The sequence below is a fragment of the Janthinobacterium sp. B9-8 genome (assembly GCF_000969645.2).
Lineage (GTDB): Bacteria > Pseudomonadota > Gammaproteobacteria > Burkholderiales > Chitinibacteraceae > Iodobacter.
Window position 1 is genome coordinate 1,825,028 of record NZ_CP014222.1, and the last position, 16,794, is coordinate 1,841,821.

Consider the following 16,794-nt stretch of genomic DNA (forward strand, 5'->3'; position numbering starts at 1 on the left):
TGCCGGATCAATCCACACGTCAATATCCCGCCTGAGTAAACAGCTTATGCCCTTCATCAGGAGTGCAATCCTATTAGGCTGCTTCACGGTTTGGACTCGCTGAGCGGTGGATGTGTCAGATCAATCTGCGAAGAGATATCCCGCCAGAATAAATGGCTCACCCCAAACATCAGCAGCAATAAAAAAGCCAGCATCAGTGCCAGCCGATAACCATCTGGCAACATTTTTCGCTCGATCAGTTGCAGAGGCTGCGTCACACTCTGGCCGCTTAATACCTTACCCAGCAGAGCAGTATCCGGCTCTCTTTGATATACCTGCGCAAAAAGTGAAGTACACCATGCCTCGTACAATGCGGGATCCTGACGCAAGCGTCCGCGAAAACCCAGCACCAGCGCCATCAGATACACCGCCGCCAGATCGCGCTCGCTTGAGTCCTGGCGCTCAATCAAATGCGCGATCTCATCCGGCAACGCTTCCCCCGAAGTGCGAGTATTAAACAGGCGAAACTCCAAGGGCGCGCTTTGCCATGCAAGCTGACCACTCCACTCTGTAAACAGCAGCACCTCATCGATCAAAGCCACAAAAGCATATTGCACCGCCTGAGCGTGCATCTTGTTGGCTGCGCCAGCTTGTGTCATTACAACGCGATAGACCCGCCTTGCCAGAACGCTGGTTTCTTCTGCCACACGCAGCAAAAGTTTGTCTGCTGGCTCGGCGCTGCTCAATAAGCCGGGGGACAGCAACAGCCATTCTTCCCAAACCTGACAAAATGCCTGCTTCAGGGGCAAAGCGGCCTGCTGGCGCGCAAAATCAGTCATGATCAGCCTCATTCAGCACGGGGATATCGTCGCCCGCTTCAGGAACAAACAGAACAATACTGAGTGGATCAGTCGCTGCGTTTTGCGTAGGCACAGCAATGCAGAATAATTCGTCAGGATGAAACCACTCGCCAAATTCATAGAGACTAAACAAATGAGTATCGTCTCCCACGCTATAGCTCACCTGCTCCTGCCGATCGAGTGGGCGACAAAGCACCCCGCGCATTCTTTGTCTTTGTAAAATTTCAAGTTGCGACATCGACGCAATCATCGCTCTATCCAGCCATAACCTTGCCGCATCATCGCCCGTGCCGCCTGGCATTTGCACACCAATCACCCACTGCCCACCCTGGCGTAAAGACAAAGGGGGCCTGATCACAAAGCCTTCTTTTTCTAATGCAAATTCGTTGCGGCGATAGCCCGCTTTAATCCGCATCACCGATTTCATAATAAAACCAATCACATCATCAAAGCAGGCGAGTAATTCTTCGTAATGAAAGGCCCGAAAAGCCGGCACACCCGCCTGCGGGTTTAGCGCACAGACCGATCCTGCCACGCCATTCAAAATCAGATAAAGAGAAAGCGGATGCGCCACACGGCTATCTAAAGCACTTTGCAACTCGGGCAATCTGGCCCAGAGCGCGGCAAGTTGCCGATCAATTCTGGCACTGTCGCCTTCATTGTTTTCTTGCAAAGCCTGCCTGAGTCGGCCAGCCAGAAAAGCACACTTAGCACGTACTTCAGTGCAAAGCGCGGCAATGCGCTTGCCAAGCAAAGATTCGGGCAACACTCTGGGCTGCGGTGCAAAATATTCTTTGCGGGCAAAGCCCCCTGCACCTTCTTCCACCCTAAGCAGCGGCAGACAAACACCATCGGCCCGATGCTGCTCATCCAGAATCGCCAGATCTGGCCGCCAGAAAGTCAGCACGGCAGGGGATTCTTTGCTGACTAAATCGGGGATATCCTTGCCATCTTGCGACACATAGCGCCGCCCGCTGGAATCTAGTTCACCCGCACGATAAAGCGGTGGCACTACCAAATAAAGGGTGGTTTGGTGCTGAGGCGATGCGGCTATCAGGTCTTGAAAATGAAGCTCCAGCGGCGGATGCACGCCAGGCCTGATACAAAGCCACAGCCCGTCTGGCAAAATGGCTTCCAGCGCCAGCACGCGTAAAGTGCCGCCGATCAAAGCCGCTTCGTCGATTTCCACATTCAGCACACCCCAGTAATAAGGCTGCGCTGCAGAGGCAAGCTGAGCGGCTAATATTTCGGCGCGCAAAGATTGCTGTTGAAAATGCTGAGGCAAAAGCTGCATGCCCTCTGACCAGCAAATAGCTTCCGGAATTTGCGCCATGTTATCCCCTGAATGGTGATTTGTTTTTTTCTGGCTAAAAAGTCTTCTTACTCAGCTCTGTTGGGCGGATAAAACGTCTAACCCAAGCTACGCCCTGACTCCTAATCCCCACTCACCCAGCGCACGTCCTGGCTGTCTAAATACAAAATCACATTTTTCTGCTGATCCAGCCTTAGCCGATGCATGCCGGGGGAGCTGTAACCGGCATACACCAAGACTACGGCCCCCCGCCGGCCTTTTACCGGAGCGTCTGCCACATCCAGCCTTTGGCCGGGCACCAGTTCTTTGCTCCACACATAGAGCGCTTGCGGAAAATCACGCTGTAATTGAGCGCGTTGCTCAAACCACTGGGATGCAGGCAAAGCAAGGAGTTTTTTTAGCAGCTCTTCGTCATCCACCACGACAAGATCAATCGGGATAGGCGTGTCATCGTTAGCCTGTGATGCCACAGAAAACGACACGCTGCTTAGCTTAATGCTGGGCTTAAACATCGAGCAGCCCCCCACGGCTAGGCATAACGCCAGTACCTGCATAACAGCAAAGAGTTTAAGTGAGCCCTGCACAGCATCCGCCCAATAGCTTACAAATATTTGTATTAATTATTTCTTATTATAGAAATAACTTTCTTAAAACTTCCAACTAAATGTTTGCATTTACAAGACTCGTCTTCTAGATTCAACAAACCAAGCGATAAATTAAGCGGCCAGCTTAATGTGTTCCTCATAGGTAAGAAATCACGCTCTTCCAAAGTGGAACCCACTCAATCCGGCAGCTTACAACTATGAGGCCGTCATGACAGAAAGCACCCAACACAAACTGGATCGCGTTCGCCCTCCCCGCGTACAAATCACTTACGACGTAGAGATTGGCAATGCGATTGAGAAAAAAGAACTTCCGCTGGTGGTCGGCATTCTGTCTGACCTCTCCGGTCAGCCCAAGGCACCGCTGCCTAAATTAAGCGAGCGGCGCTTTATCAATATTGATAGAGATAACTTTATTGAAGTGCTCGAATCCATCAGCCCAAGGCTGGCGATTCAGGTGGATAACACCATTGCAGGGGATGGCAGCAAGCTCAATATCGAGCTGAATTTTTATGAGCCTAAAAGCCTGGACGATAAAAATGCAGCCGCAAAATCGACCGACTTCAATCATTTCGATCCGATCAGCATCGTGAATAAAGTAGCGCCGCTGAAAAAGTTGTATGAAGCCCGCCAGCGTCTGCGCGATTTATTAGGCAAGCTCGATGGCAATGATGATTTGGATAAATTATTGCAAGACGTGGTTGCCAATACCGAAGGCCTGAAAGAAATTCAATCGGCCCTGCCTGCCACCCCAGAGCCTGCCCCCGCAGCCGCTTAATTGACGGAGAATCACCATGCCAGAAACACAGCCAGCAGCAGCGGCAGGCGGAGCAACTGCCACGCTCAGCCTGCTCGACAGTATTATCAAAGACGGAAAAATGGCGCTGGATGAAAGCCAGAAAAGCCATGCTACCGATTTGCTGGGCGAATTCGCCACGCAAGTACTCGATGGTGTCATGAAAATCGATAAAGATACGGTGGCGATGATTAACCAGCGTATTAAAGACATCGACGAGCTGATCAGCACCCAGCTGAATCAAATCATGCATCACAAAGATGTGCAGGAGCTGGAAGCCTCTTGGCGCGGCCTGCATTATTTAGTGATGAACACCGAAACCGGCACGCGTCTTAAGCTGCGCCTGATGAATGTATCGCGCAAAGATCTGCAAACCGATCTGGAAAAAGCGGTTGAATTTGACCAGAGCGCTTTGTTTAAACAGATTTACGAAGAAGAATACGGCACCTTTGGCGGCCATCCTTTCAGCGTATTGGTGGGTGACTATAAATTTGGCCGTCATCCGCAAGATATTGCGCTATTAGAAAAACTATCTAATGTGGCCGCTGCCGCACACGCGCCCTTTATCGCAGCAGCCAACCCTAAGCTCTTTGATATGAGCAGCTTTGCCGAGCTGGGCCTGCCGCGTGATCTGGCTAAATTATTTGAAAGCAGCGAGCTGATTAAATGGCAAAGCTTTAGGGCCAGCGAAGATTCCCGCTATGTATCGCTCGTCTTGCCGCATGTCTTGCTGCGCCTGCCTTACGGCCCGGACACCTTGCCCACCGAAGGCATGAATTATGTGGAAGACGTAGACGGCACCGACGCCAGCAAATATCTATGGGGCAATGCCTCTTGGGCGCTGGCACAACGCATCACTAACGCATTTTCACTCTATGGCTGGTGCGCGGCGATTCGCGGGGTAGAAGGCGGTGGTGCAGTAGCGGGCCTGCCATCGCATACTTTCTCTACCGCGTCTGGGGATAAAACGCTGAAATGCCCAACCGAAGTGCCGATTACCGATCGGCGCGAAAAAGAGCTGAACGATCTGGGCTTTATTGCACTCTGCCACAAAAAGAACACCGATCTAGCCGTGTTCTTCGGCGGGCAAACCACCAACAAACCCAAAACCTATAACACCCCACAGGCCAATGCCAACGCCAATATCTCAGGCATGTTGCCCTATGTATTGGCCGCATCCCGCTTTGCCCATTACATCAAAGTCATCATGCGGGACAAAATCGGCAGCTTTATGACGCGAGACAATGTGCAGAGCTATCTGAACAACTGGATCGCCGATTACGTGCTGATCAACGACAACGCACCGCAAGAAATCAAAGCGCAATACCCGCTGCGAGAAGCCCGTGTTGACGTGACCGAAGTAGCAGGCAAACCCGGCTCCTACCGCGCCACCGTCTTCCTGCGCCCGCACTTTCAACTGGAAGAACTCACCGCATCCATCCGACTGGTAGCAGAACTACCACCGCCTGCGGCTTGAAAGTAAAACATGTAGGGTGGGTACGCTTTTATGCCCACGCGGCCACACACGTTAAAGACACGGTGGCAGTGAATAATCAGCGTGTGCAAGGTGAATTACTTTGCCCACCCTACAAAACCAATTCCACCCGAGCAGTCAATCAACACCACCATCACAGGGAGCTTTAAACAATGGATGCCATTATTCTCGACTTGGGTGCGGACATTAAGGGCGAGTGCATGCTCGAGGGCTATGTAGACAAAATTGAAGTGATGTCGTACAGCCACAATGTAGCCATGCAAGTCACCAATGACGTCAGCAACTCTGAACGCACCTCGGGTAAACCACATATTGGTGAATTTACCACCACCAAGTTTGTCGATGCCTCCACCCCGCTACTCAATCAATACTGCTGCGCGGGTAAAGACATCCCCGAAGTAAAAATCACCATTGGCCGCAATGCCTCGGACGATAGCGGCAAAATTGTGGCCTTTATTGTTTACACCCTGACCAATGCGCTGATTTCCAATGTCAGCGTAAGCGGTGGTACAGGCGGCAAACCGGTTGAAACCCTTTCTTTAAACTTCACCAAAATCAAGTGGGAACTCACCACACAAAAAGACAGCGGCGACAAAGAAGGCACCGCGGCTAGCACATGGGACTTAACCTCTAATAAGCTGATTAAGGGTTAGTTATAGAAATGGTTTTAAACGTGATGACACGTTGCCTTCACGTTTAAAACGGAACGATCCAAAACTTGAACTACAGAGAAAAATGAGGACACCGCGTTCCACAGAGAAAACCATCCATTTTTTTCTCTGTGGAACGCGGTGCTCTCTGTGGCATCGAGGGTCCAAGGTTTAGCTCTGTAAGCAATCTGGCTGAAGATCCTCGCTAACAATAAAAACAGTGACCGATGCAAACCAAACCATTTCGAGTGCCTTTGTTTGAGCGTTTGCAAGACGACGCGCCGCAGAGTACAGAAACCACCCCGCACCGCCAATATGGCAAAGCGGCAGTGATGGCGTCGGTATGCCATGAGCTTTCCCGAATACTCAACACCCGCAGAGATAGCACGCCCCGCTCCGCCGAGCACAGCATTATCGACTACGGCATCGCCGACTGGAGCGGCTTTAAAACCGGCTTTGATGCAGATCGCCGCCAATTTATCCGCGATATCAAACAAGCCATCAGCGTGTTTGAGCCGCGGCTAAAAGACGTACAGATCGAGATATTCAGCACCGATGGCCGAAGCGCCGCCCTCAGCATCTGCGCCGAATTACGCGGCACACAAAATGAGCGGGCTGTGCTGTGTATTAAGCAAACTGAGGATGGGATGAGTGTTGAGGAAATTGATGTTTAGGACTGGTGAATCGTCCAAAACATTTTTTCAGTGCCTTCGGCACGTTGATTTAGGTGCGGGCGTCCCGCTGGACCTTCCTTTCTTGCGCGGCCAAGAAACGAAGCCAAAGAAGGCCGCCCCACAAACGCGAAACCCCTTCGCTGCGGACAATCGAGCGGCGGCTGCGGAACTCGCTTCGCTCAGACAGTCCTCGCCGAAACCCCGCCCGCTTGTTCCTCGCTCGGCGCGTTTTCAGGGGAGGGTAAAAGCCCCGTGCGAAGAGTGTAAATATTATGTTTTTTTCATTGTCTATTTATGCAAAAAAAACGACTTACACAAAAACCTCACATAAACCCGCGATATACCTTATGGCATACCAACAAGGCCACTGATGAGCGATTCGATAGACGCTATTTTGCTTGATTACTACCAACGTGAGCTGACTTGGTTGCGCCACGCTGGGGCGGATTTTGCTGAGCGGTTTCCTAAGATCGCCCATCGCTTGGAGCTTTCCGAATACGAATGCCCGGATCCACATATTGAGCGCCTGCTCGAAGGATTCGCTTTTTTAAATGCCCGCTTGCAACGCCAGCTGGATGATGATTTTTCGCAGCTTAGTAGTGCATTATTAGAAGAGCTTTACCCCTACGCTATTCGCCCCATGCCTTCCACCGCCATCGCCTGTTTTCAAGCCGATGCCAGCAAAGGCAATGCCAATGGCGGGCTTGAAATCAAGCGCGGTACTTCGCTGTTTGTAAACCACCAGCGCAGCGAGCAGGAAACCGACAGTATTTACTTCAGAACCACCGCCCCGCTCACCGTCTGGCCTTTGCAAATTGACGAAGCCATCTTGCTGGATGCCGAAGAAGCACAAAAACTGACCGGCCTTGCCAAGGCGCAATCGGCGCTGAAGATCCGCATTCATTGCAATACGGCTGAAGGCTGGCCAGCGCTCACTTTAAGCACGCTAAAAGTGCATTTGGCCGGATCTCCCCTGACTGCCGCAGCGATTTACGATTTACTCGGTGCACATAGTATTGCCATGTTCAGCTTACTTAAAAACAGAATTGCCCCCATCAAAGGCTTACCAGAAGCCTGCGGCTTTACTGATGATGAGGCACTTTTACCCAGCGAAAGCGGCGCACTCGCCAGCCACCGCATGCTGCTTGAATACTTTAGCTGCCCTGCCAAGTTTGCATTTTTTGAGCTGCCAATCAGCATTCCTGCCGCAACCGAGCAAGATTTAGACATCATTATCGCGTTTAACACCGCCCCCGCCAGCCGCCTTAGCCTGCAAGCCAGTGATTTGGCCTTGGGCTGCGTGCCAGTGATTAATCTATTCCCGCGCACCTCCGAGCCTTTACGCCCCAACGGCAAAACACGCGAATACCGCATCGTGGCCGACAGCCACAGAGAGCACGCCACCGAGATTTATGCCATCGGCCAGGTGCGTGCCAGCAAAGCCTACGGCGCGCAGATTGTGCCGCGCTATTTTGGCCTAAACCATACTGACGCCAACGGCTGCTTCTGGCACGCCAGACGAGTTGACGGCACTGGCCAGCGGCGCGGTAGCGACATGCTACTCACTTGGGTGAACGCGCATTTTCTGGCCACCGACCCGCCCGCCCCCACGCTGAGTGCCGAGCTGCTTTGCACGAATCGTTTCCTAGCCGAATCACTAGCCGCGGGCACGGTACTGGCCTTTGAGCAACCCGGCCCTGTCGCCAAAGTGCGCCTGATGGCCGCGCCCACCCCGCAGCTGCCTTACGCCAGCGCCGCACAATGGCGCTTGGTTTCGCAGCTTTCCTTAAATCATTTATCTCTGATCGAAGGCCCGCAAGCCCTAGCCGCGCTGCGCGAAATATTAAATCTCTACAACGTTGGCCACAGCGCCGCCACCCAGCAACAAATCGCCGGAATTCGCAGCATCCACACCCAGCGCACAGTAGACCGTGTCGGCAAAGAAGCCTGGCGCGGCTGGCGCAACGGGCTGGAAGTCAGGCTGGAGCTGGATGCCAGCCAGTTTGCAGGCAGCAGCAGAGTCTTATTCTCCGGCGTACTCGCCCAGTTCTTCTCGCAATACGCCAGCGTAAACCGCTTTATCCGCACCGTATTGGTGGAAAAGGACCGGGAAATAAAAACATGGCAACCGCTGGTGGGAGATCCACTCGTTCTGTGAATTTATCGAAAGTGAAAACCCAAATCTTGAACCACGGAGGACACAGAGAACACGGAGTTTCACGGAGAAAACCCTTTCTGAGTTGAGCTATTTTTTTGAGTTTTTGAGCATTTTCAACGCAAGCAATTTTTATTGCCATTGAATAGCACGGGGCTTAAATCTCCCCTTGAAACACGCCGAAGCGAGGAACAAGCGGGCGGGGTTTCTTTGATGCCTGTTTGAGCGAAGCGAGTTCCGCAGCCGCCGCTCGATTGTCCGCAGATGAGGAGCCTTCGTGTTTCGTGGGGCGGCCTTCTTTTGGTTCTTTTCTTGGCCGTACAAGAAAAGAACACCCCCGCGGTGGCTACCGCTCCAAAACACTGTGCCGAAGGCACTAAAAAGGTTTTTTAAGATTTTTTGGTTTTAATTAGCGAACACGAAACATCCGGGAAAGACCAAAAACGGCGGGTTGCACCCGCCCTACGATGATTCAAAACTTGCACGTGCGCGGCCATCCTGTGAGAAACAACTGAATGGATGCGCACCCCATAAACCATGAGCTACGCCGCATGCAAAGCAGAAACAAACATGCCCGCTAACACCCTCATCAACGAGCTTTTCGCTGCGCCCTATCGCTTTGAGTTTGCTCAGGCGCTGGCGCTGCTGGAAAAATGCTACCCGCGCAAAACGCCGCTAGGTACGGGGCTGGATCCTCGTCAGGAAACGGTGCGTTTAAGCGGGCCGCTCTACCCGCTTTTTTACCCCAGTACACTGGCCTCGCTCAGCAAAACAAACCATAGACTCAGCTTCAGGGCAAGCCATAAAACCTTCAAACTCAGCCTCAGCAGCAAGCCTGCAAAGCGGCGCTCGCATGCCAGCCAGCTTGAATTACAAGCCTGCCATTTTGGTTTAGGTGGCCCCGATGGCCCGCTGCCTTATGCTTATCAGGAATGGCTGCAAGGACGGCGCTTACAAAAAGATTTTGCTCCGGCGGCTTTTTTAGATTTATTTCATCAGCGCATCCTCGGCCAACTGTATCGGGTACAGAGCAAGCATCATATAGCCGCGCCTTTTACCTCGCCGGATCGCAGCGCCGTGCAGCCGCTGCTGCGCGCACTGGCCGGCATCCTGCCCAAGGCCTTGCATCATAGGCAGGATATTAGCGATCAGGCCTTACTGGCGCGCGTGCCCATCCTTGCTAATCGCCGCCGCTCGGTAGAGGGGTTTCAAGCGCTGGTCGCCAGCTACTGGGGCGATACGCTGACGATCAGGCAATTTGATGGCGCATGGAGCAATCTGCCCGCATCGCACCTCAGCCTGCTCGGGGCAAAGAACAATACGCTGGGGCAAAACGCCGTAGCGGGTAAGCGGATTTGGGACGAGCACGCAGGCATTACGCTCACCATCGGCCCGCTGTCTTTAGAAAAATATCTGGCCTATCTGCCCACCGGCGCACTCTACGGCAAGCTGATGGCACTGGCAGCGTTTTATTTTGGGCCAGAGATGCGTTGCAGGCTGGTACTAAAGCTCGCCCCCGATGCCAAAACCGCCAGCGATAGCACAGCCCCGCTATCCAAAACCGCCACGCCCTTTTTACTCGGCCAAACCACATGGCTTGGCGGATCAAGCAATATTGCTCGGCAATGCCAGATTGCCCCTAAAACGGCGGCCCTATGAGCCTAGATCTAAGCGCCCTGATTGCCCTGCTGAACACGCCCTGCCGCGAAGCACTGGAACGCGCCGCCCAGCGCTGCCTCGTGCAAACGCATTTTTATATCGAGATAGAACATCTGCTACTGGAGCTAATCGATATCGAAGCAGGCGATCTGGCTGCCATCTTGCCGCGCTGCGGCATCAGCCGCGATGCGCTCAGCACCGAAATCAATACCGCATTGGAGCGCTTTAAGCGCGGCAATACCCGCACTCCCGCCTTTGCCACGCACACCGTTAAGCTATTAGAAAGCGCCGTGGTCTATGCCACTGTCAGCCACAATCAGCGGGTGCGATCCGGCATGCTGCTGCTGGCAATTTTAGAAAACGAAGAACTACGCAGCCTGCTGCTTAATGGCGTTTCATCCTTACTCAGCATTAACCGCGATACGCTGCGCAGCGAGCTAAGCAACTGGAGCGCCGCCTCTTGCGAAGCGCCGCCTGCACCCGTCAAAGAAGCCGGGCAGCAACCCGCCGCTACAAACACAAGCATCAGCCCCAATGCGCCAGAAAACAGCGTGCTCAGCCAGTACACGCAGGATCTTTGCGCCGATGCACGCGCTGGCAAGATTGATCCGATTGTGGGGCGCGATGGCGAAATCCGCCAGGCCATCGATATCCTGCTTCGGCGCAGGCAAAACAACCCTATCTTGGTGGGCGCGCCGGGCGTGGGCAAAACTGCGGTGGTGGAAGGCTTGGCACTGAGAATTGCCGCTGGCGAAGTACCACCCGCACTTAAAAACGTGGCGCTGCGGGTGCTGGATTTGGGCCTGCTGCAAGCCGGAGCCAGCCTGAAAGGCGAGTTTGAACAACGCTTAAAAAGTGTAATCGAAGCGGTTAAAAAATCAGACATCCCGATTATTTTATTTATTGATGAAGCGCATACGCTGGTTGGCGCAGGAGCCGCCGAAGGGCAAAACGACGCCGCCAATTTGCTAAAACCCGCGCTGGCCCGTGGCGAGCTGCGCACCATCGCCGCCACCACATGGCTGGAATACAAAAAATACTTTGAAAAAGACCCTGCACTGGCGAGGCGTTTTCAACTGGTACAAGTAGAGGAGCCAGACGAAGCCACCGCCATCGAAATGCTGCGCGGCGTGGCGGCCGAGCTGGAGCAGCACCACGGCGTGTATGTGCTGGACGCCGCCATTTGCGATGCGGTAAAGCTATCGCACCGCTATATCACCGGCCGCCAATTGCCAGACAAAGCCATCAGCGTACTCGACACCGCCTGCGCCCGCGTGGCGCTGGCCCAGCACGATGTGCCACCGCAACTAGAAAGCGCCCGCCACCGGCAAAACGCCATTAACGACGAGCTGCACCGACTAGAGCGCGAGCAACTCACCGGCGCGCCACACCAGGAGCGCATCGCCGACTTACAGGCAGAGCATGGCCAGCTTAAGGCGCAGATTCAGGAATTAGAAAACCGCTGGCAGGAAGAAAAAGCCGCCGTGGTGGAGCTACTCAGCGCCCACGCCGCCTTAATCAAATTATCCAAACAACAGCCGCGCAGCAGCGATGAAGAAGAGTTATTTACCGACCTGCCCGCCACCATCAAACGCCTTGAAAGCGGGCTGGATACCATCCGTCAAGACGACACCATGGTGCCCGCCCATGTCGATTCGCGCACCGTCGCCGCCGTGATAGCAGGCTGGACCGGCATTCCGGTTGGCAAAATGCTGGCCGACGAAGCTTACGCCATCCGCACCCTCGCCAAGCGCATGGGGCAAAGAATCGTCGGCCAGCAAAGCGCGCTGGACACCATCGCCAGCCGCATTCAGGCCTACCGCGCAGGCCTGACCGAACCGAATAAACCGGTCGGCGTATTTCTGCTGCCTGGCCCTACCGGCGTCGGCAAAACCGAAACCGCCTACGCGCTAGCCGACGCGCTCTACGGCGGCGAGCGCAATCTGGTGACTATTAATTTGTCTGAATACCAGGAAGCGCACACCGTCAGCCAGCTTAAAGGCGCACCGCCCGGCTATGTGGGCTACGGCAGCGGCGGCGTGCTCACCGAAGCCGTGCGGCGCAAACCTTACTGCGTGGTGCTGCTGGACGAAATCGAAAAAGCCCATCCCGATGTGCTGGAAGCGTTTTACAACGTGTTTGATAAAGGCATGATGGAAGACGGCAGCGGCTTAGTCGTCGATTTTAAAAACACCGTCATCCTCGCCACCAGCAATGTAGGCGCCGAGCTGATTATCGACACCCCCCCGCAAACTTTCGCCACCACCCAATTCGCCGACGATCTGCGCCACACCCTGCTGCAATCCTTCCGCCCCGCCTTTTTAGCCCGAATGACCGTCGTGCCCTACCGGGCATTAGACGACGCCATTCTTAGCGAAATAGTCAAAGCCAAATTGGCCAAATTAAAAAAACGCTATATGGATGCCACAGGGAAAACCTTTGAATTTGAAAGCGGGATTGTCGCGGCGGTATTGGCCAGATGTCGGGGAGCGGGGGCTAGGGATGTAGATAATGTGTTGATGGGGGAAGTGGTGGGGAAATTGGCGGAATGGGTGTTGGAGTGATGAGTAGTTGTCAAATGTAAGACCTGACCCCTTTTATTTTTAATGATTTATGGCTTGCTGCACTCCAACCATCTGAAGTAGGTTTACTTACCTACCACAATAAGGAATCACAACACCATGGCCGGTCATCTCTATCTCGAATCAGTCTCACCCGATGAACTCGACACACTGCTTAATGCCAATGGAATACTTAATAATTGTATATTTCATGCTAATCGACTCAATAATAATAACTACTTACATCTACGAACTATGCGCGACACTGGCTTAGCACCGCACTGGGTTACTGCCCAGCAACGGCCTGGGCTCCCCCCTCATATTTATATTGAATTCAGCAGTCATACCTTCACGCCATCTGGTGGGGGGAATCTGGCTAAGTTTCACGCTATCTTAATTCGCTGCCGACGCCCTCTGACTATCGTGAAAAACAACCAGCAACTCGCTCAATGGGAAGCACTACGGTTGACTCCAAATCCTGGGGAGACACTCACGAACTGCTTCAAGGATGCATTAGTATTTGGTGCTATCACCCTAGAAATCTATTCCATTGATGGAAAAAAGCTCAGGGATGACACTGGAGCCATCAATAACAATTTACCAGTATACATAGGTAACGGGTTGCAGTACGTCGATGAACCCTAAAAATGCAACCCACGAAGCTCTGGAAGCTCTGGGGTCAGGTCTTACATTTGACATTTCTTCGTAACTTCTCAATAACCCGTGGCAAGAATAATTGGGGCCAGAGCAAGATACAAATTATCATGCTCTGGCCCGGTTATTTACTCAATGTTTTGTCCGGAGTTACAAAGTAGCACTACCCCATATTTATTTCACCGGAATCGACTGAGCGTGGTGGAAGAAATTTTGTGGGTCCCATTGCTGCTTCACTTGCACCAGATTGCGCTGGCCTTTGCGGAAGTTGTCGAGGAAATACAAAGCTCTGGGGTCAGGTCTTACATTTGACATTCCTCCTGCCGCATCTATTCTTATTACTAAGTTAGACAGGCAAGGAGGACGTGATGTCGCGGCCTTTGCGGGTGGAGTTTGCTGGGGCGCTGTATCACGTTACGGCACGCGGTAATGCGCGTGCCGCTATTTATTTGGCGGATGAAGACAGAATTGAGTTTCTTACACTGCTTGCCGACACCGTTGCACGGCATGATTGGTATTGCCATGCTTATTGCCTGATGGACAATCATTATCATTTATTGATTGAAACGACTCGCCCCACTCTGTCGAAAGGCATGAAATTTTTAAACGGAACGTATACCCAATCATTTAACCGCACACACAAACGGGTGGGCCATCTCTTTCAAGGGCGGTACAAGGCCATCCTGGTGCAAAAAGACACCTATCTATTAGAGCTTGCGCGCTACATTGTGTTGAATCCTGTGAGGGCAAGAATGGTTCACGAGCCAGAGCAATGGCCGTGGAGCAGCTATCGGGCAATGGTGGGTGCAGCGCTTGCACCTGAGTGCTTAAGCACCGATTGGGTATTGGGTGGGTTTGCCCAAACGAGACAAGCCGCCCAGCTAGGCTATATCCGCTTTATTCAAGCAGGAAAAGGTCTGCCTTCCCCGTGGGAACAACTCAAAAACCAGATTTTTCTTGGCGACGATGCATTCGTTGAAGATATGCAGTGCAAGATCAACCCAGAGCAGTCACTACTGGATATACCCAAAAAGCAGAAGCTAGCGCCCATTAAACCTTTGCAATGGTACGAAGAGCACTACCCAAGCCGACTCGAAAGCATGGCTGCGGCTTACTTGAGCGGGCATTACACACTTACACAAGTTGGCGCGCATTTTGGCGTAAGCTACGCCACAGTGAGCCGTGCCGTAAAAAGCAAAGTGAGTGTCAAATGTAAGACCTGACCCCTTCCAAGCTCCAAACCCGCATTATCTAACGCTCAGCTTACAGGCCACCATGACCCGCCCCACCGACACAGCCACTTCAATCTCCCTCTCCGCCTCTGCCCTTGCGGATCTTTACCCCGATAGCGTGTTAGGGGACGAGGGCTTGAACCAGCTTGGTTCATTGACGCTGGCGGGTTTCAGCGGCACCACGCTGACGATGGATGCGGCAATTGCCACGCACATTACGGCCACCTTGCGCCACGATACAAAAACGCGGCCGCTGGACCTGTTGTGCGCGGAGATTCGGCAGTTGCCAGGGGACGCTACGGTAGATAAATACAGCCTGACACTGCGCCCCTGGCTGTGGTGGTTAACGCTGGCGAGTAATAACCGCGTATTTCAGGCCAAAAGCGTGCCGGATATTGTGAAGGCGGTATTTGCTGTGCATGGCTTTAGCGATTATTCGCTGAAACTCGATGCCACTTATGATCCGCGCGAATACTGCGTGCAATACGGTGAGAGCGATTTTGATTTTGTTTCCCGCCTGATGGAAGACGAAGGGATTTTCTGGTTTTTTACCCATGAAGACGGCAAACACACGCTGGTGTTGGCCGATAGCAACGATGCCTTCCCCGCCTGCCCCAATGCCAGCACCATTGCCTGGCTGGGGCAGGATATGGGCGCAAGGGAGTTGCACGGCATCCGCAGTGGCGAGCTGTGCCAACAGGCGGTTTCTACCGCTTACAACACCAGCGATTACGAATTCACCACCGCCAGCACTTCGCTTTATTCGCAGACCAAGGCGGTGGATGGCGCGCGCTCGGTATATGAGCATCCGGGTGGCTATACCGCCAAGGCAAGGGGCGATGCGCTGGGTAAAATTCGCGTGGCGGGTTTACGCAGCCAAGAAACGCGCTTTATTGGCGAGAGCGATTGTCGCTGGCTGATCCCCGGCCACACTTTTACGCTAAGCGGCCACGATAATTCCGCCGCCAATATTGAATGGGTGGTCACCGCCGTCACGCACGACGCCAGCCACCAGCATTACCGAAACCGCTTTAGCGCCATCCCCAAGGCGACCCCATACCATCCGCCAAGACTCACCCCCAAGCCGCGCATGCATACGCAAACTGCGCTGGTAGTAGGCAAATCAGGCGAGGAAATCTGGACCGACGAATATGGCCGCATCAAGATTCAATTCCCATGGGATCAGGACGGTAAAAAAGACGAAACCAGCTCCTGCTGGGTGCGGGTGATGCAGGCGTGGAGCGGCAAAGCCTTTGGCGCGCAGTTTATTCCGCGCATCGGTCAGGAAGTGGTAGTGACCTTTATTGATGGCGATCCAGACAAGCCTCTCGTCACCGGCTGCGTTTACAACGGCGACAACAGCCTGCCCTACGCCCTGCCCGCCAATCAGACGCAATCGGGCATCAAAACCAATTCATCCAAAGGCGGTGGCGGCTTTAATGAGCTGCGTTTTGAAGATAAAAAAGACGCCGAAGAAGTGTTTTTGCAAGCGCAAAAAGACCTTAAAACCAATATCCTTAACGACGTCACCCACACCATCGGCCACGATGAAATCCGTACCGTCAAAAACGACCGAACCCGCACCGTTCAGGAAGGTAACGACGCCACCACCATCGACAAAGGTAACCGCACGCTGACGGTGAGCACTGGCGACGAAACCACCGATATCAAAGGCAAGCGCAGCGTAAAAGCAGGCGGCGATGAAGCGCGTGAAGTGGGCGGCAATCTAGAGCAAAAAGTCACAGGCAATTACACCATCACCGTTGATGGTGATCTCAGCATCAAAGTCAGCGGCACCATCAGCATAGAAAGCAGCGGCGCCTACACCGCCAAAAGCGGCGCAGCACTGACCAATCAGGCAGGAACCAGCCTCACCAATAAAGCGGGCACGGCGCTGACCAATCAGGCGGGCACATCGCTGGATAATAAAGCGGGCACCACCCTCACCAACGACGGCGGCGTCAGCCTGATGAACAAAGGCGGCGCAGAACAAACGGTTGACGGTGGCGGCATGCTGACGATTAAGGGCGGGCTGGTGAAGATTAATTGATGCCGCCGCGGGGGGACAAAAACGTGCCCACCCTACAAAACTAGCTCTAAGTTTGATGACCTTGTCCCCCCTTTGAAAAAAGGGGGCTAGGGGGATTTGCACGGCATAGAGCTAA

The 16,794-nt window shown here is 53.4% G+C and carries 14 protein-coding genes; 10 read left to right on the top strand and 4 right to left on the bottom strand.

What is annotated here, in order from left to right:
* Nucleotides 1-83 precede the first annotated feature (83 nt).
* The 3 genes from VN23_RS08150 to VN23_RS08160 form a co-directional block, all read right to left on the bottom strand.
* Nucleotides 84-818 (bottom strand): DotU/TssL family secretion system protein, encoded by a 735-nt coding sequence (locus tag VN23_RS08150; RefSeq protein WP_046352866.1) that lies wholly within the window; start codon nucleotides 816-818, stop codon nucleotides 84-86.
* Nucleotides 811-2,172 carry a type VI secretion system baseplate subunit TssK gene (tssK, locus tag VN23_RS08155; protein ID WP_046352865.1) on the bottom strand — a complete coding sequence of 454 codons (1,362 nt, stop codon included), beginning with the start codon at nucleotides 2,170-2,172 and terminating at the stop codon, nucleotides 811-813. The genes VN23_RS08150 and tssK overlap by 8 nt, the downstream gene beginning before the upstream one ends.
* A 101-nt stretch (nucleotides 2,173-2,273) precedes the next feature.
* Nucleotides 2,274-2,663, bottom strand: a complete 390-nt coding sequence (locus VN23_RS08160) for a hypothetical protein (RefSeq protein ID WP_197433058.1) — start codon at nucleotides 2,661-2,663, stop codon at nucleotides 2,274-2,276.
* A gap of 301 nt (nucleotides 2,664-2,964) precedes the next feature.
* Between VN23_RS08160 and tssB the strand changes: the two genes are divergently transcribed.
* The 8 genes from tssB to VN23_RS08205 all read left to right on the top strand — a co-directional run bounded on the left by tssB (nucleotide 2,965) and on the right by VN23_RS08205 (nucleotide 13,388).
* Nucleotides 2,965-3,531 carry a type VI secretion system contractile sheath small subunit gene (tssB, locus tag VN23_RS08165; RefSeq protein WP_046352864.1) on the top strand — a complete coding sequence of 189 codons (567 nt, stop codon included), beginning with the start codon at nucleotides 2,965-2,967 and terminating at the stop codon, nucleotides 3,529-3,531.
* Between the two features lie 16 nt (nucleotides 3,532-3,547).
* Nucleotides 3,548-5,026: a type VI secretion system contractile sheath large subunit gene (gene tssC / locus VN23_RS08170; protein WP_046352863.1), complete on the top strand. Its 1,479-nt coding sequence runs from the start codon at nucleotides 3,548-3,550 to the stop codon at nucleotides 5,024-5,026.
* A gap of 170 nt (nucleotides 5,027-5,196) precedes the next feature.
* Nucleotides 5,197-5,697, top strand: a complete 501-nt coding sequence (locus tag VN23_RS08175) for an Hcp family type VI secretion system effector (protein WP_046352862.1) — start codon at nucleotides 5,197-5,199, stop codon at nucleotides 5,695-5,697.
* A 224-nt stretch (nucleotides 5,698-5,921) separates the two neighbouring features.
* Nucleotides 5,922-6,368: a type VI secretion system baseplate subunit TssE gene (tssE, locus tag VN23_RS08180; RefSeq protein WP_052746707.1), complete on the top strand. Its 447-nt coding sequence runs from the start codon at nucleotides 5,922-5,924 to the stop codon at nucleotides 6,366-6,368.
* Between the two features lie 370 nt (nucleotides 6,369-6,738).
* The gene (gene tssF, locus VN23_RS08190; protein ID WP_046352860.1) at nucleotides 6,739-8,526 is read left to right on the top strand and encodes a type VI secretion system baseplate subunit TssF; all 1,788 of its coding nucleotides are present in this window, start codon (nucleotides 6,739-6,741) and stop codon (nucleotides 8,524-8,526) included.
* Nucleotides 8,527-9,093: 567 nt separating this feature from the next.
* Nucleotides 9,094-10,182: a type VI secretion system baseplate subunit TssG gene (gene tssG, locus VN23_RS08195; RefSeq protein ID WP_197433059.1), complete on the top strand. Its 1,089-nt coding sequence runs from the start codon at nucleotides 9,094-9,096 to the stop codon at nucleotides 10,180-10,182.
* On the top strand, nucleotides 10,179-12,746 hold the full coding sequence (tssH, locus tag VN23_RS08200) for a type VI secretion system ATPase TssH (protein ID WP_046352859.1): 2,568 nt from the start codon (nucleotides 10,179-10,181) through the stop codon (nucleotides 12,744-12,746). The genes tssG and tssH overlap by 4 nt, the downstream gene beginning before the upstream one ends.
* A 117-nt stretch (nucleotides 12,747-12,863) precedes the next feature.
* A complete protein-coding gene (locus tag VN23_RS08205; RefSeq protein WP_046352858.1) occupies nucleotides 12,864-13,388 on the top strand; it encodes a hypothetical protein in 525 nt (174 codons plus the stop codon).
* A 183-nt stretch (nucleotides 13,389-13,571) separates the two neighbouring features.
* Here VN23_RS08205 and VN23_RS21395 read toward each other — a convergent pair whose 3' ends face one another.
* Entirely contained in the window at nucleotides 13,572-13,712 is a 141-nt protein-coding gene (locus tag VN23_RS21395) for a BBE domain-containing protein (protein WP_082752687.1), read from the bottom strand.
* Nucleotides 13,713-13,765: 53 nt separating this feature from the next.
* On the opposite strand from VN23_RS21395, the gene VN23_RS08210 reads away from it, so the two are divergent.
* Both VN23_RS08210 and tssI read left to right on the top strand, forming a co-directional pair.
* Nucleotides 13,766-14,620 carry a transposase gene (locus VN23_RS08210; RefSeq protein WP_046352857.1) on the top strand — a complete coding sequence of 285 codons (855 nt, stop codon included), beginning with the start codon at nucleotides 13,766-13,768 and terminating at the stop codon, nucleotides 14,618-14,620.
* Nucleotides 14,601-16,679 carry a type VI secretion system Vgr family protein gene (tssI, locus tag VN23_RS08215; RefSeq protein WP_197433060.1) on the top strand — a complete coding sequence of 693 codons (2,079 nt, stop codon included), beginning with the start codon at nucleotides 14,601-14,603 and terminating at the stop codon, nucleotides 16,677-16,679. Before VN23_RS08210 ends, tssI begins: the two co-directional genes overlap by 20 nt.
* Nucleotides 16,680-16,794 lie beyond the last annotated feature (115 nt).

Bases quoted from the DNA above. Each gene is read 5' to 3' on its own strand.
- VN23_RS08150 (WP_046352866.1), bottom strand. From the start codon at position 818: ATGACTGATTTTGCGCGCCAGCAGGCCGCTTTGCCCCTGAAGCAGGCA.
- tssK (WP_046352865.1), bottom strand. From the start codon at position 2,172: ATGGCGCAAATTCCGGAAGCTATTTGCTGGTCAGAGGGCATGCAGCTT.
- VN23_RS08160 (WP_197433058.1), bottom strand. From the start codon at position 2,663: ATGTTTAAGCCCAGCATTAAGCTAAGCAGCGTGTCGTTTTCTGTGGCA.
- tssB (WP_046352864.1), top strand. From the start codon at position 2,965: ATGACAGAAAGCACCCAACACAAACTGGATCGCGTTCGCCCTCCCCGC.
- tssC (WP_046352863.1), top strand. From the start codon at position 3,548: ATGCCAGAAACACAGCCAGCAGCAGCGGCAGGCGGAGCAACTGCCACG.
- VN23_RS08175 (WP_046352862.1), top strand. From the start codon at position 5,197: ATGGATGCCATTATTCTCGACTTGGGTGCGGACATTAAGGGCGAGTGC.
- tssE (WP_052746707.1), top strand. From the start codon at position 5,922: ATGCAAACCAAACCATTTCGAGTGCCTTTGTTTGAGCGTTTGCAAGAC.
- tssF (WP_046352860.1), top strand. From the start codon at position 6,739: ATGAGCGATTCGATAGACGCTATTTTGCTTGATTACTACCAACGTGAG.
- tssG (WP_197433059.1), top strand. From the start codon at position 9,094: ATGCCCGCTAACACCCTCATCAACGAGCTTTTCGCTGCGCCCTATCGC.
- tssH (WP_046352859.1), top strand. From the start codon at position 10,179: ATGAGCCTAGATCTAAGCGCCCTGATTGCCCTGCTGAACACGCCCTGC.
- VN23_RS08205 (WP_046352858.1), top strand. From the start codon at position 12,864: ATGGCCGGTCATCTCTATCTCGAATCAGTCTCACCCGATGAACTCGAC.
- VN23_RS21395 (WP_082752687.1), bottom strand. From the start codon at position 13,712: ATGTCAAATGTAAGACCTGACCCCAGAGCTTTGTATTTCCTCGACAAC.
- VN23_RS08210 (WP_046352857.1), top strand. From the start codon at position 13,766: ATGTCGCGGCCTTTGCGGGTGGAGTTTGCTGGGGCGCTGTATCACGTT.